General features: G+C 68.4%; 10 protein-coding genes. 7 read left to right on the top strand and 3 right to left on the bottom strand.

What is annotated here, in order from left to right:
* Window positions 1-133 precede the first annotated feature (133 nt).
* Window positions 134-763 (top strand): hypothetical protein, encoded by a 630-nt coding sequence (locus tag HH110_RS10000; protein WP_176989554.1) that lies wholly within the window; start codon window positions 134-136, stop codon window positions 761-763.
* 6 nt (window positions 764-769) lie between these two features.
* Here the strand turns inward: HH110_RS10000 and HH110_RS09995 are convergent, their stop codons facing one another.
* Window positions 770-2,272, bottom strand: a complete 1,503-nt coding sequence (locus tag HH110_RS09995; RefSeq protein ID WP_176989553.1) for an aldehyde dehydrogenase — start codon at window positions 2,270-2,272, stop codon at window positions 770-772.
* 120 nt (window positions 2,273-2,392) lie between these two features.
* On the opposite strand from HH110_RS09995, the gene HH110_RS09990 reads away from it, so the two are divergent.
* The 3 genes from HH110_RS09990 to HH110_RS09980 all read left to right on the top strand — a co-directional run bounded on the left by HH110_RS09990 (window position 2,393) and on the right by HH110_RS09980 (window position 6,126).
* Complete coding sequence (locus tag HH110_RS09990) at window positions 2,393-3,745, top strand: aspartate aminotransferase family protein (RefSeq protein ID WP_176989552.1); 1,353 nt, start codon at window positions 2,393-2,395, stop codon at window positions 3,743-3,745.
* Between the two features lie 79 nt (window positions 3,746-3,824).
* Window positions 3,825-4,715 (top strand): plasmid replication/partition related protein, encoded by an 891-nt coding sequence (locus HH110_RS09985; protein ID WP_176989551.1) that lies wholly within the window; start codon window positions 3,825-3,827, stop codon window positions 4,713-4,715.
* A gap of 118 nt (window positions 4,716-4,833) precedes the next feature.
* Window positions 4,834-6,126, top strand: coding sequence for a DUF445 domain-containing protein (locus HH110_RS09980; protein WP_176989550.1), 1,293 nt, complete (start codon window positions 4,834-4,836; stop codon window positions 6,124-6,126).
* Between the two features lie 63 nt (window positions 6,127-6,189).
* Here HH110_RS09980 and HH110_RS09975 read toward each other — a convergent pair whose 3' ends face one another.
* Window positions 6,190-7,485 (bottom strand): aminotransferase class V-fold PLP-dependent enzyme, encoded by a 1,296-nt coding sequence (locus HH110_RS09975; protein ID WP_176989549.1) that lies wholly within the window; start codon window positions 7,483-7,485, stop codon window positions 6,190-6,192.
* Window positions 7,485-9,872: a TonB-dependent receptor gene (locus HH110_RS09970; RefSeq protein WP_176989548.1), complete on the bottom strand. Its 2,388-nt coding sequence runs from the start codon at window positions 9,870-9,872 to the stop codon at window positions 7,485-7,487. Before HH110_RS09970 ends, HH110_RS09975 begins: the two co-directional genes overlap by 1 nt.
* A 548-nt stretch (window positions 9,873-10,420) precedes the next feature.
* Here HH110_RS09970 and HH110_RS09965 point away from each other — a divergent pair.
* Genes HH110_RS09965 through HH110_RS09955 form a run of 3 tightly spaced genes read left to right on the top strand, consistent with a single transcriptional unit; the run spans window position 10,421 to window position 12,725 of the window.
* On the top strand, window positions 10,421-10,780 hold the full coding sequence (locus HH110_RS09965; RefSeq protein WP_241696518.1) for a DUF3649 domain-containing protein: 360 nt from the start codon (window positions 10,421-10,423) through the stop codon (window positions 10,778-10,780).
* On the top strand, window positions 10,777-12,393 hold the full coding sequence (locus tag HH110_RS09960) for a PepSY domain-containing protein (protein ID WP_176989547.1): 1,617 nt from the start codon (window positions 10,777-10,779) through the stop codon (window positions 12,391-12,393). The genes HH110_RS09965 and HH110_RS09960 overlap by 4 nt, the downstream gene beginning before the upstream one ends.
* Complete coding sequence (locus HH110_RS09955) at window positions 12,390-12,725, top strand: DUF3325 domain-containing protein (RefSeq protein ID WP_176989546.1); 336 nt, start codon at window positions 12,390-12,392, stop codon at window positions 12,723-12,725. Before HH110_RS09960 ends, HH110_RS09955 begins: the two co-directional genes overlap by 4 nt.
* The last annotated feature ends 134 nt before the right edge of the window (window positions 12,726-12,859 follow it).

The raw sequence follows: 12,859 nt of genomic DNA, 5'->3' as shown, positions 1-12,859 counted from the left end.
CCACCCCGGGCCTGCCGCGATGGTTGCAGACGAGACTGTCAGGCTGTGACCGGGTCGGCGACCTGCGCATCGGGCAGGAACTTCCCCTGCACCGCCCGGTCTCACGGCGGTCACCCCACCAGGACGGTCCCGGATGTCTGCCTCAAGGAAGAGTGCCACCGCCTCGCGCTGGACACAGCCGACCGCCATCGCCGTGGTGATCGTGGTGCACGGACTGATGCTGGGCGTGCTGCTGCATTCACCGGCCCCCAGTGTTGCCGCTGATGAAGCGCGCCTGGCGCTGTACTGGCTGCCGACGCCGTTGCCTGCACCGGTTCCCCCGCCCTCGACGGCCACCCCGCCCTCCCCGGTGCAGGCCGCGGCATCGCGGCGCCTGCCTGCGCCCGTCGCGACCACGCCAACCCCCGCATCGCACGCCGCCGTGGATCCACTGGCCCTGCCCGTGCCGCTGGACCTGAGCGTGCCGTCGTCGCTGACCGGCAGCGGCATCGACGCTGCCTCCCTGGTGCCGCGCGTGCTGGGCGACCGGGAGGTCCACCCTGCGTTCCAGCCCCGGCGCGAGCGCTTCCGCATGAAGGCGGGAATGACGCCGGAGCAGATCGTACAGGGCATCTTCCAGTTGATCGGTGCCTGGCCGCCGGGCTACATGGTGGACCAGTGCAGACTCACCCGGCAGCAGATCGATTACCTGCGCAACGCCGTGGACGAGATGGATCGCGACCTGCTGCGCGAGGCGCTGATCCGCCACGGCCAGGACTGCTGAGGGGCCTCATTCGCCCAGATGGATCCAGGTCGCCTTGAGCTCGGTGTATTTGTCGAAGGCGTGCAGGGATTTGTCGCGGCCGATGCCGGACTGCTTGTAGCCACCAAACGGCGCGGTCATGTCGCCGCCGTCCCATTGGTTGACCCAGACACTGCCCGCACGCAGCCCGCGGGCCACCCGGTGCGCACGCCCCAGGTCGCGCGTCCACACACCGGCGGCCAGGCCATAGACCGAGTCGTTCGCCAGGCGCAACGCGTCCTCTTCGTGATCGAAGGTCAGCACCGACAGCACCGGCCCGAAGATTTCCTCGCGGGCGATCGTGTGCTGCGGATCGACGTCGTCGAACACCGTCGGCTCCACATAGCTGCCGCCCGGCACCACCTCGCGCCGCCTGCCGCCCAGCAGCAGGCGCGCGCCCTCGGCCTCGCCGCGTGCCACGTAGTCCAGCACGCGGCCCGCGTGCGCCTCATCGACCAGGGCGCCCATCGCGGCGTCCGGCTCGAGCGGATGCTGCGGCTGCATGTGCCGGCCCTGTGCGAGCACCCGCGCCACGAAGGCATCCTTGATCGAGCGCTGGACCAGCAGGCGCGAGCCTGCCGTGCACACCTCGCCCTGGTTGTAGAAGATGGCGGTGGCGGCGGCCTGCGCGGCCTTGTCCAGATCCGGCGCGTCGGCGAACACCAGGTTCGGGCTCTTGCCACCGCACTCGAGCCACGTGCGCTTGAGGTTGGATCTGCCCGCGCACTGCAGCAACCGGCGACCGACGGCGGTGGAGCCGGTGAAGGCCAGCGCATCCACGTCCATGTGCAGCGCCAGCGGTTCGCCGGTGCGCTCGCCATGGCCCGGCAGCACATTGAACACGCCATCGGGCACCCCGGCTTCGGCGACCAGTGCGGCAAGGCGGATCGCGCTCAACGGGGACCGTTCGGACGGTTTGAGCACGATCGAGTTACCCGCCGCCAGGGCGGGCGCGATCTTCCACGCAGCCATCAGCAGCGGGAAATTCCACGGCACGATCACCGCCACCACGCCGATCGGCTCGCGGGTGATCAGGCCCAGCGTATCCAGCGCGGTAGGGGCGACCTCGCCGTACACCTTGTCGACCGCCTCGGCCGTCCAGCGCAGGCAGCGCAGCACCCCGGCCAGGTCGCCCTGGCGGGCGTCGCGCACCGGCTTGCCCATGTCGAGGGTTTCCAGCAACGCGAGTTCGTCGGCGTGCCGTTCAACGAGATCGGCCAGCCGCAGCAGCACCTGCTTGCGGTGCGAGGGTGCGGCCCGCGACCAGTCCCCTGCGTCGAAACTGCGCCGTGCCGCCGCGACGGCACGGTCGACATCCACGGTATCGGCATCGGCCACCTGTACCAGCACGCGGCCGTCGATCGGGCTGATGCAGTCGTACCGCGCGCCGCTGGCGGCATCGACATACCGCCCATCGATGAAGGCCTGGCCCTGGAAGGCCAGTGCATCGGACTGGCGCTGCCAGTCGTCACGGGTGCGTGCGGTGGTCATGGGCGTCATCCTCGCGGTGTCATTGTCATTCGGGTAAGGCGGTTATACCCGCCGCCGTCACGGGATGACGTGAGGCGGGTGCGATAAAGTCGTGACCATCGCGACCCTGCGGAGTGCCTCATGCCTCGTCCCGAATCGTCGTTGTCGACCCTGGCCGGCCAAGCGCCCGCGGACCTGGACGCGTACTGGATGCCGTTCACCGCCAACCGCCAGTTCAAGGCCTCCCCGCGCCTGCTGGTCCGCGCCGAGGGCATGTACTACCACGACGTCGACGACCGCCCGATCCTGGATGGCGCAGCCGGGCTGTGGTGCTGCAACGCGGGACATGCGCGGCCGCGGATCGTGCAGGCGATCCAGCAGCAGGCCGCCACGCTGGATTTCGCGCCGCCCTTCCAGATGGGCTCACCGCTGCCCTTCGTGCTGGCCCAGCGCCTGGCCGCGCTGGCGCCGGGCAGCTTGAACCATGCGTTCTTCACCAATTCGGGTTCCGAAGCGGTCGACACCGCGATGAAGATCGCGCTGGCCTACCATCGCCTGCGCGGCGAGGGCCACCGCACGCGCTTCATCGGCCGCGAGAAGGCGTATCACGGCGTCGGCTTCGGCGGCCTGTCGATCGGCGGCCTGCCCAACAACCGCAAGAGCTTCGGGCCGTTGCTGGCGGGCAGCGATTTCCTGCGTCACACGCTCGATCTGCAGCGCAATGCCTTCAGTCCCGGCCTGCCACGCCACGGCGCCGAGCTGGCCGAGGATCTGGAGCGGCTGATCGCTCTGCACGATGCGTCCACCATCGCGGCGGTGTTCGTCGAGCCGATCGCCGGCTCGGCCGGCGTGATCCTGCCGGCGCCGGGCTACCTGCAGCGCCTGCGCGAGATTTGCGACCAGCACGGCATCCTGCTCGTGTTCGATGAGGTCATCACCGGCTTCGGCCGGGTCGGCAACGCCTTCGCCGCGCAGCGCTTCGGGGTCACCCCGGATCTGCTGACCCTGGCCAAGGGCCTGACCAACGGCGCAGTGCCGATGGGGGCAGTGCTGGCCAGCGATGCGATCCACGGTGCCTTCATGCAGGGTCCGCCGGCCGCGATCGAGTTCTTCCATGGCTATACGTATTCCGGTCATCCGCTGGCCTGTGCGGCCGCCCTGGCTGCCCTGGATACCTACGCCGAAGAGCATCTGTTCGAGCGTGCCCTCGAGCTGGGCGACTACTGGCAGGAACGGCTGCACAGCCTGCGCGGGCTGCCGCATGTGATCGACATCCGCAACTTCGGGCTGATCGGCGCGGTCGAGCTGATGCCGCGCAAGGATGCCCCGGGCGCACGGGGCTACGAGGTGTTCGAGCGCTGCTTCCGCGACGGCCAGCTGCTGGTGCGCTGCACCGGCGATGTGATCGCACTGTCGCCGCCGCTGATCCTGGAGCGCAGCCACATCGACCGGATCGTGGACGTGCTGGGCGAGATGATCCGCGCCACCGGCTGAGCCTGAATCCATCGGCGACGACGGCGGCCGCCGCGATCCTTACAATGGTCGGTCACGTTTCACTCGCGTACCGGATTGCATGGACATTGTCGTCAAAGAAGAACTCAAGGCCTACATCGACCCGCTGACCCCGGACGAGCACGACGCCCTGGAGCGCAGCATCCTCGCCGAGGGCTGCCGCGATGCGCTGGTGCTGTGGGGGGAGGTGCTGGTGGACGGCCACAACCGCTACGGCATCTGCCAGAAACACGGCCTGCCGTTCCAGACGATCCAGAACACCCGCTTCCAGTCGATGGACGACGTCCACCTGTGGATGATCGAGCAGCACCTGGGCCGCCGCAGCGTCTCCGATTTCCAGCGCGGCGTGCTGGCGCTGCGCAAGCGCGACATCCTGGCCGAGCGTCATCGCGCCGACCAGGCCCAGCTGCAGAAGGAAAGCGACGGCGAGATCAGCGGCCCGGCCGATGCCGGTGACGAGGACAGCCCGCCCTGGGCCGCCGCGCCGAAGGTCAGCCGCGCCGACATGGCCCGCGAAGCGCGCCTGAGCAGCAGCCAGGTGACGATGATCGAGCGTATCCACAAGCAGGCCGCGCCGGAGCTGGTGGAAGCGGTCAAGACCGGGGTGATCTCGATCAGCGCCGCAGCCGCCGTGGCCGACCTGCCCGAAGATGAACAGCGCGCCGCGGCCGCCGCCGGCAAGGACGAACTCAAGCAGGCCGCCAAGCGCGTGCGCGAGTCCAAGCGCAAGCCGCGCAAGCCGGCCCAGGAGGTGCTGCACAGCGCCGATGGCGACACCGAGATCGACCCCAGCCGCGCCGCCGAGATCGCCGATGCGCTCAACGCACTGGGCGAAGGCCCGGGCGAACTGCGCCAGCGCATCATCGCGCTGACCCTGGAGAACGACACCCTGCGCCAGCAGCTGGCCGCGCTGCGCAAGCAGGTGCAGGACAGCGAGATGGCCGACGCCTGATCGGGTGTAGTGCCGGCCGCTGGCCGGCAACGCGAACAACCTTCGGATGGGGGTGCCTGGTTGCCGGCCAGCGGCCGGCACTACCTCGCAATCATCCTTCGGTCGTTAGACTGCCGGAATGACGCCGATCTCCCCGCCCGACCCGCGCCGCGCCCAGCTGCGCCGCCTCAAACTGATCGCCCTGGCCATGCTGGTGGCGATGCTGGCCGGCTTCGCGGTCAGCCACTGGCACGGCGAACGCGGCATCTGGGCCTGGGTCTCGGCCTTCTGCGAAGCCGCCGCGGTCGGCGCGCTGGCCGACTGGTTCGCGGTGGTCGCGCTGTTCCGGCGGCCGCTTGGCCTGCCGATCCCGCATACCGCCATCATCCCGCGCAGCAAGGACCGCATTGCCGACAGCCTCGCGCTGTTCGTGCGCGACCAGTTCCTGGAACCGCAGGCGCTGCTGGCGAGGCTGCAGGTGTTCGATCCGGCCAGCCGCCTCGGCAGCTGGCTCGCCGAACCCGCACGCGCCCGCATGCTGGCCGACATGGCCCGCGGCTGGGCGCTGCAGGCACTGGATTTCCTCGATGAAGCCGCGGTTCGGCGCAGCATCCAGGGGTTCGTGATCCAGCAGCTGCGCCAGTGGAACGCGGCCGCCACCGCCGGTGAACTGCTCGGCCTGCTGACCGCCGACAACCGCCACCAGCGGGTGCTGGATGAAGGCCTGACCCGGATCAGCGAATGGCTGGGCAACGAGAAGGTCAAAGACCGCGCCTCCACGCTGATCGTGGGCTACATCCAGCGCGAGTGGCCCAAGCTGGCCAGCACGGTCAACTGGGTCAAACCGATCGACGAGATCGGTGACACCCTGGCCGGGCGCCTGGCGCAGGCGGTGCTGGAAGAACTGCAGCAGATCCTGGCCCAGCCCGAGCATCCGCTGCGCCGCGATTACGAAACCTGGCTGAGCGACTACATCCAGCGCCTGCGCGAAGACCCGGCCCTGGCCGAGAAAGTTGAACAGCTCAAACAGCAGGTGATCGACCACCCGGCCGTGCAGGAGTACGTACAGGGCCTTTGGGCGCGCATCCACGCAAGCCTGCGTGCCGACCTGGCCAGCGAGGACTCCGCGCTCGCCGGCCATCTGCGCCGCAGCCTGGCCTCCGTGGGTGAGGCGCTGCAGGCCGACCCGTCGCTGCGCGACGCGCTCAACCAGCACCTGATGGACGGCGCCGAGCGCCTGACCACCCGCCTGCGCAGCGGCGTGACCGAGCACATCGCGCAGACGGTCAAGAGCTGGGACGAACGCCACCTGGTCGAGCAGCTGGAACTGAGCGTGGGCCGCGACCTGCAGTTCATCCGCTTCAACGGCACCCTGGTGGGTGGCCTGATCGGCGTGATCCTGCACGCGCTGACGGTGTGGTTCCACTGGTAGCCCGACCCGCGTCGGGCCTGCCGACGGACGCTGGCGAGGTCACCGCCAGCGTCGCCGGATGCCTCAGCCGGCGACCGCGCGTACCGCCGCCACCAGTGCGTCCATCTGCGCCGGCGTGCTGAAGATGCCCGGCGTCACCCGCAGGCAGGCGCCGGAGGCCAACCCCTCGCGTGGCACCACGAACACCCCGGACTGCTTCACCATCCGCTGCGAGGTGCCGGTGTTGTCGCGCATCGTGGTCTGCCCGCGCAGCCGGAACGAGGTGATCGCACTGGACAACCGCGGGTCGTCCGAGCCCAGCAGCTGGATGCGCGCGTCGCCGCGCAACGCATCCATCCACTGATTGCGCAGGCGCAGCAGGCGCGCACGCTTGTTGGCCACCCCGACGCGCTCGTGCAGGTCCAGTGCGACCGGCAGTGCCATGTACGCCGCGAAGTTGACCGTGCCGGTGTGCACGCGGGTGCGGATGTCGTCGTGGTCCTGCTCGCCCATGTACGGATCCAGATCACGCACCCGTCCGCGGCGGACATACACCGCGCCGACACCGACCGGCGCGCCGATCCACTTGTGCAGGTTGATCCCGATGAAATCCACGCCCAGCGCGCGCAGCGGCGTATCCACCTGGCCGATGCCATGCGCCGCATCGAGCACCACCTCCACGCCGGCCGCCCTGGCCAGCGCGGCGATTTCGGCCACCGGCAGCAGCATCCCGTTGCGGTGATTGACGTGGGTCAGCAGGAGCAGGCGCACGCGCGGGTTGGCGGCCAGCGCGCGGCGGTAGGTCTCCACGATGCTGTCATGGTCGAACGGCTCGGGCAGCGTGATCGCCACCGGCTGCACACCGCGCCTCGCCTGCAGCCACTGCATCGCGCTGATCATGCTGTCGTAGTCGGTGTCCGCGTACATCACCGCATCGCCCGGCGACAGCCCGCGGTAGCTGCCGATCAGCACCTGCATCGCTTCCGTCGCACCGCGAGTGAGCACGATCTCGTCGGTCTCCACCCCCAGCACCTGCGCCAGGCGCACGCGGGCCTGTTCGAACAGCGGCGGGAACGCCAGGCGCCCGAACCAGGCGTTGCCGGCATTCACCGTGGCAGTGGCCTGCTGGTAGGCCTGCAGCACCGGGCGCGCCATCGCGCCCCAGTAGCCGTTGTCCAGCATCACGACCTCATCGGTGAGGTCGTACAGCGCGCGGACCTGCGCCCACCAGGTTTCGTCGGCGGCAAGCTCTGTGGGCGTACGCGTGCCCACTGCCGGCAGCGCCATCGGTTCAGCACCCATGGCGGTCGTGCCGGAAAGTACCGTGGCGACCGGCAGGGCCAGTGCGCCACGCAGCAGAGAGCGTCGTTGCCGGTCCATCAGTAGCGGATCCGGTATTCGGCGTAGAGGTTGCGGCCGTCGGTGTCATACGGCGCGTTCCGCGAATAGATCAGGCCGCGACTGGCCTGGAAGCTGGCCTCGTCCGGGTAGCGGTCGAACAGGTTGTCCGCGCCGATCCGCAGCGTCTGCTGCTCGGTGACAGTCCAGCTCACGGCCAGATCGACGAAGCTCATCGCCCCGAAGCGCTGGAAGATGTCGCCGGTGGCATTGCCCGAAGAGTCTGTCCATGCCCCGTAGTATCGCAGCTTGCCGAGCACGCTGAAGCGGCCCCACGCGTAGGTGCTGCCGAGGGTGGCCTTCTGCCGCGGCAGACGCTCTTCGAAGATGCGGCGTTGGCTTTCATTGGTGGCCACGCCGGTGGCACCGCTGTACACCTGGGTCTGGTTGTAGTTGTAGCCCAGCGTGGTGCTCAGTCGTCCCGCGCCGAGTGCGGTGGTGTGGCTGGCGACCACGTCGACACCGCGCGTGGTGGTATCGAAATCGTTGGTGTAGAAACTCACCGAGGTGTACGCCAGCGGGTTGGGCACGCCGGCCGGCACCGCGAACGAGGCCGACTGGCTGAATCGGTCGGTGACCTTGATGTCGTACAGGTCTACCGAGCCGGAGAAGCCCAGGTCGTTCTTCCAGGTCAGGCCGAGTGAGGCGGTGCGCGACTGCTCCGGCTTGAGCGGCTGGGCACCGAGCTGGATCGCGAGCGGATCGCTGGGCGACAGGCGGCCGGTGGTGAACACCTGCAGCGTCACGGTATCCAGGCCCTGCTGGGTGCTCTGGGTGTAGAGCTGGCCCGGGGTCGGCGCACGGAAGCCGGTGGAGACCGAGCCGCGCACCGCCAGGTCCGGGGTGAACTCGAAGCGGCTGGAGAGCTTGCCGTCCACGCTTTCACCGAAGGCGGAGAAGTGCTCGTAGCGGGTGGCTGCGCCGACCGTCCAGCGCGCGGTCAACGGCGCTTCGACATCGATATAGGCCGCGCGGCTGCGCTGGCTCCAGCGCCCGGCATTGGCCGCGCTGAAACCCGGCGCACCATTGGCGCCACCGGCCAGGCCGGTGACCGCACCCGGGCCGATCGCATAGGACGCCGGATCACCGGCATCCACCCCGTAGGTTTCCTCGCGCGTCTCCGCGCCGAAGGCGATGTTGATCGGCGCGGCCAGCGCGCTGACCGGCAGCGAATAGACGATATCCGCGTTGAGGTTCTTCTCTTCCTGCGAGAGGCGCCCAAGGTAGAACGAGGTGGGGCTGTCCGGGCCGAGCGAGGCGTTGATCGAATGGCCCAGCGTGTAGTCGATGCGGTTGCGCCCATAGGAGCCGCTCACATCCCAACGCCAGCGCTCGCCCCAGTAACCGCGCAGGCCGAGCACGCCCTGCAGGTCGTCCTGCTCGTTGCCGTATTTCGGGCTGAAGCCGGTCGGGTACAGGCTGCGCGCATCCCAGCCGGGGAACACGCGGCTGCGGTTGTAGACCGAGGCGGTGCCATCGGGATTGCGCCAGTTGAAATCACTGACGCCTTCGCTGTGCCCGTACAGACCGAAGCCATAAAGGTCGACGCTGTCGTTCAAGGCCAGGGTGAGGTTGACGCCGAAATGGCGGTTCTCCAGGTCCGGCTGGCCCCAGCGCTGCACCGGATCGGGCACGACCAGATCCGGATGCGCGTTCTGGAAGGCGATCGCATCGGCGCGCTGGCGGCTGCGCGAGGTGGCATCGGACTTGTCCCAATCGGCGAACAGCGACAGGCTGCCCTTGTCGCCCAATGCGAAGCCGTGGCGGCCGCCGATCTTGCGGCCCGTGCCATCGCCCTCGCTGTATTCGGAGAGGCCCAGCGACAGCTCACCCCCGACGCGATCATCCAGGATGATGTTGATCACGCCGGCGATTGCATCCGAGCCGTACTGCGCCGACGCACCGTCGCGCAGCACTTCGATGCGCTGGATAGCATGCACCGGAATCTGGGCCAGGTCCGGGCCCTGCGCACCGCGTGCACCGAGCAGCGCAGAGCGGTGAAAGCGTCGGCCGTTGACCAGCACCAGGGTCTGGTCCGGCGAGAGGCCACGCAGCGTGGCCGGCCGCACGAACACCAGGCCGTCGTTCATCGGCATGCGTTGCACCACGAACGACGGCACCAGCTGCGCCAGCACATCGTTGAGGTCGGACGATTCGATCGCCTGGATCTCTTCCTGTGAGAACACGTCCACCGGAGCCAGCGTGTCGAACTGCGTGCGATTGCTGCCGCGCGTGCCGGTGACGATCATGGTGTCCAGGGTGGCGGGGGCCGCGGCATTCCCTGCCGGGGCGGCCTCGGCGCGCGCATCGGCGGCCGTGGCGAAGGTAAGGACGGACAGCACCGCAACAGCAAGGGCACAACGATTCACTGACGACTCCGCGAACGAACAGATGGGGGATGCAGTGACGGCGTGTCACGACATCCTCACAGTCTGTTGACGCGATATTGCCCGGCCGTGACACACAGGCGACGGTCTTGTAGCCCCCGGACGTACCCCAGCGAACGGCGTTTCCCCGCTCCCGACACCGCCGTGACGCTTGTCTAACTAAATGATAATGCCTATCATTCACCAATCGGCTGTGCGCTTGGCCAATTGACGCACAGAGGCCCTGCGCTCTGCCGCGCAACGGTCCCGTGTACCTCCAATGATCCGTGGTTCCTCGCACCGCCTTCTGCCTTTGGCAGCGTCGCTGTGCGCGGATGGTGCCGATTCTCACACTGGAATTGCCATGTCCTGTTTGCCCGCCTCTCCGTCGTCGAGATCATCGTTGTTGGCAACTGCGCGTGTGGCTGCCTACGGAACGTGATGTTGAACCTGCGCTGGAAGCTCTGACACCGGCTCCAAGGGACCACTGCGACGCGCAGTGAACACGGCCACGGATGGCCACTTTTCTTCATCACCGGCTGCGGCCGGTGATGCCCGTTTCCCCGATCGATCAGCAGGTTTCCGTGGACAGCACGCCGCACGCCAGCGCCAGGTTCAACCGTCTTGGTTCCTTCTTCACCCGCCCCTGGTTGGGTGTGTTGTCACGCTCGCTCGCCGCGATCTTCGGCGGCTACGCACTGGCCGCCACCTGCTCGATGTTCTTCGCGGTCGCCCTGCCGATCGCGCGTGGGCAAGCCGTGCTGACCGGCATGATGGTGGCGATCGTGCTGTGCGCCTGCGCGGCGCTGTGGGCGTTCGCCACCCGCACCGCCCTGCGCGCCTGGGTCGGCATCCTGGTTCCCACCGTGCTGTTCTGGGTGGGCACCCGCCTGCTGCAGGGGGCCGCATGAAGAATGGATTCCGCCAGTCGATGGCCTGGCTGCACACCTGGACCGGCCTGCTGGTCGGCTGGCTGCTGCTGCTGATTTTCATGGCCGGCACCGCCAGCTATTACCGCGAAGAGATCAGCCGCTGGATGCGCCCGGAACTGCCGCGCAGCAGCGTCACCGCCGACGTGGCCGCCGAACGTGCGCTGACCTTCCTGCAGCACAAGGCCCCGCAGGCCGAGAGCTGGAACGTCACCCTGCCCGACCCGCGCAACCCCGCGATGCGCATGTTCTGGCGCAACCCCGAATCGATGGTCAAGCCACCGGTGGAAGGCGAGCGCCGCCGGCGCGGCGGTGGCCGCTTCGGCGATGCCACCGTCGATCCGAACACCGGCGAGGAGATCGCCGCGCGCGAGACCCGCGGTGGCGACTTCTTCTACCGCCTGCATTTCGACCTGCACTACATCCCCGTGTACTGGGCGCGTTACCTGGTGGGGTTCTGCGCGATGTTCATGCTGGTGGCGATCATCACCGGCGTGATCACGCACAAGAAGATCTTCAAGGACTTCTTCACCTTCCGTCCGGAAAAGGGCCTGCGTTCGTGGCTGGATTTCCACAACGTCAGCGCGGTGATGGCCCTGCCGTACCACGCGATGATCACCTACACCGGCATCGTCACCCTGATGTTCATGTACCTGCCGTGGGGCGTGAGCGTGGCCTACCCCAAGGACGAGGAGGCGTTCTTCAGCGAGGCCTTCGCGCGCCTGGCCGAGATCGAGACCCCCGCCGAGGGACGCGCCACGCCGCTGCCGATCCAGCAGCTGCTGGACAGCGCCCGCGCCGAATGGAAGGGCGCGGACGTGGCCGGCTTCACCCTGTACCACCCGGGCGCGGCCAACGCGATCGTGGACATCACCCAGCGCGATGGAAAGCGCCTGTCGGTGGATACCCCGTCGCTGCGTTTCAATGCCATCACCGGCCAGTTGATCGAGGCCAGCCCGGCCTCGGGCGGGGCAACCCAGACCCGCGGCGTGATGTACGGCCTGCACCTGGCGCGCTTCGCCGATTGGGGCCTTCGTGCGCTGTTCTTCCTGTCCGGCCTGATCGGCTGCCTGATGGTCGCCAGTGGCGTGGTGCTGTGGGCGGTGAAGGAACGGCCGAAGCATGCCAAGTCCGGCAAGACCGGCTTCGGCCTGCGCCTGGTCGACGCGCTCAACATCGGCGCGGTTGCTGGCCTGCCGATCGCGTTCGCGACCTACTTCCTGGCCAACCGTCTGCTGCCCGTACACATGGCCGAGCGTTCCGATGCCGAGGTCAATGCCTTCTTCTATGCCTGGGCCGCTGCCTTGCTGGCCGGCTTCCTCTGGCCGAAGCGGATGATGTGGACCTGGCAGCTGTATCTGGGTGGCGTGCTGTTCGCCCTGATCCCGGTGGTCAACGCGCTCACCACGCATGCGCATCTGGGCGTAACCCTGCGTAGCGGTGACTGGGTGCTGGCCGGGTTCGACCTGACCATGCTCGCCTTCGGCGCGATGCTGGCGTACTGCGGCCATCGCATGCAGCGCTGGCAGCCCCCGCTGAGCGCGGCCGAAAAGAAGCGTCGCCAGCAGGCGGCCGCGGCGGAGGCCACGGCATGATGCTGCTCGCCATCACGCTGACCTTCTCGGCATTCACGGCGCTGTCGCTGGCCATGGACAAGCACCAGCTGGACCTGCATGGCAAAGCCGGCGCGAGCGCATCCCGCATGCGGGTATGGCGCTGGGTGGGCTGGGCGCTGCTGACCGTCGCATTCGCGCTGTGCGTGCTGGACCACGGTTGGGCGATCGGCCCGGTGCTGTGGCTGGGCGCGCTGACGATCAGCGGGGTGGTGATCGCGTTCGGGCTGTATCCATACCGCCCGCGCTGGATCGCGCCGCTGGCGTGGGCGTTGCCGGTGGTGGGGCTGGCGGTGGCGCTCATCGCGCGCTGAGGGAACGGCCACGCATGGCGTGGCTCTTATCTCTTGCCGATCTGGCACTTTAGGTGCCGAGAGCCCGGCGTGGGCGACCGTGTGGCTCTAGGTCTTGCGACCGCTGGGTAGCTTGGGTCCCCACGCCGGTTTCT

It is taken from the genome of Stenotrophomonas sp. SAM-B (genome assembly GCF_013387485.1).
Classification (GTDB): domain Bacteria; phylum Pseudomonadota; class Gammaproteobacteria; order Xanthomonadales; family Xanthomonadaceae; genus Stenotrophomonas; species Stenotrophomonas maltophilia_AA.
This window is presented reverse-complemented; position numbering and strand designations above follow the sequence as displayed.

What these genes read in the sequence shown, in the direction of transcription:
- HH110_RS09955 (WP_176989546.1), top strand. Translation starts at nt 12,390, where the DNA reads ATGATGCTGCTCGCCATCACGCTGACCTTCTCGGCATTCACGGCGCTG.
- HH110_RS09965 (WP_241696518.1), top strand. Translation starts at nt 10,421, where the DNA reads ATGCCCGTTTCCCCGATCGATCAGCAGGTTTCCGTGGACAGCACGCCG.
- HH110_RS09995 (WP_176989553.1), bottom strand. Translation starts at nt 2,272, where the DNA reads ATGACCACCGCACGCACCCGTGACGACTGGCAGCGCCAGTCCGATGCA.
- HH110_RS09985 (WP_176989551.1), top strand. Translation starts at nt 3,825, where the DNA reads ATGGACATTGTCGTCAAAGAAGAACTCAAGGCCTACATCGACCCGCTG.
- HH110_RS09980 (WP_176989550.1), top strand. Translation starts at nt 4,834, where the DNA reads ATGACGCCGATCTCCCCGCCCGACCCGCGCCGCGCCCAGCTGCGCCGC.
- HH110_RS09990 (WP_176989552.1), top strand. Translation starts at nt 2,393, where the DNA reads ATGCCTCGTCCCGAATCGTCGTTGTCGACCCTGGCCGGCCAAGCGCCC.
- HH110_RS09960 (WP_176989547.1), top strand. Translation starts at nt 10,777, where the DNA reads ATGAAGAATGGATTCCGCCAGTCGATGGCCTGGCTGCACACCTGGACC.
- HH110_RS10000 (WP_176989554.1), top strand. Translation starts at nt 134, where the DNA reads ATGTCTGCCTCAAGGAAGAGTGCCACCGCCTCGCGCTGGACACAGCCG.
- HH110_RS09975 (WP_176989549.1), bottom strand. Translation starts at nt 7,485, where the DNA reads ATGGACCGGCAACGACGCTCTCTGCTGCGTGGCGCACTGGCCCTGCCG.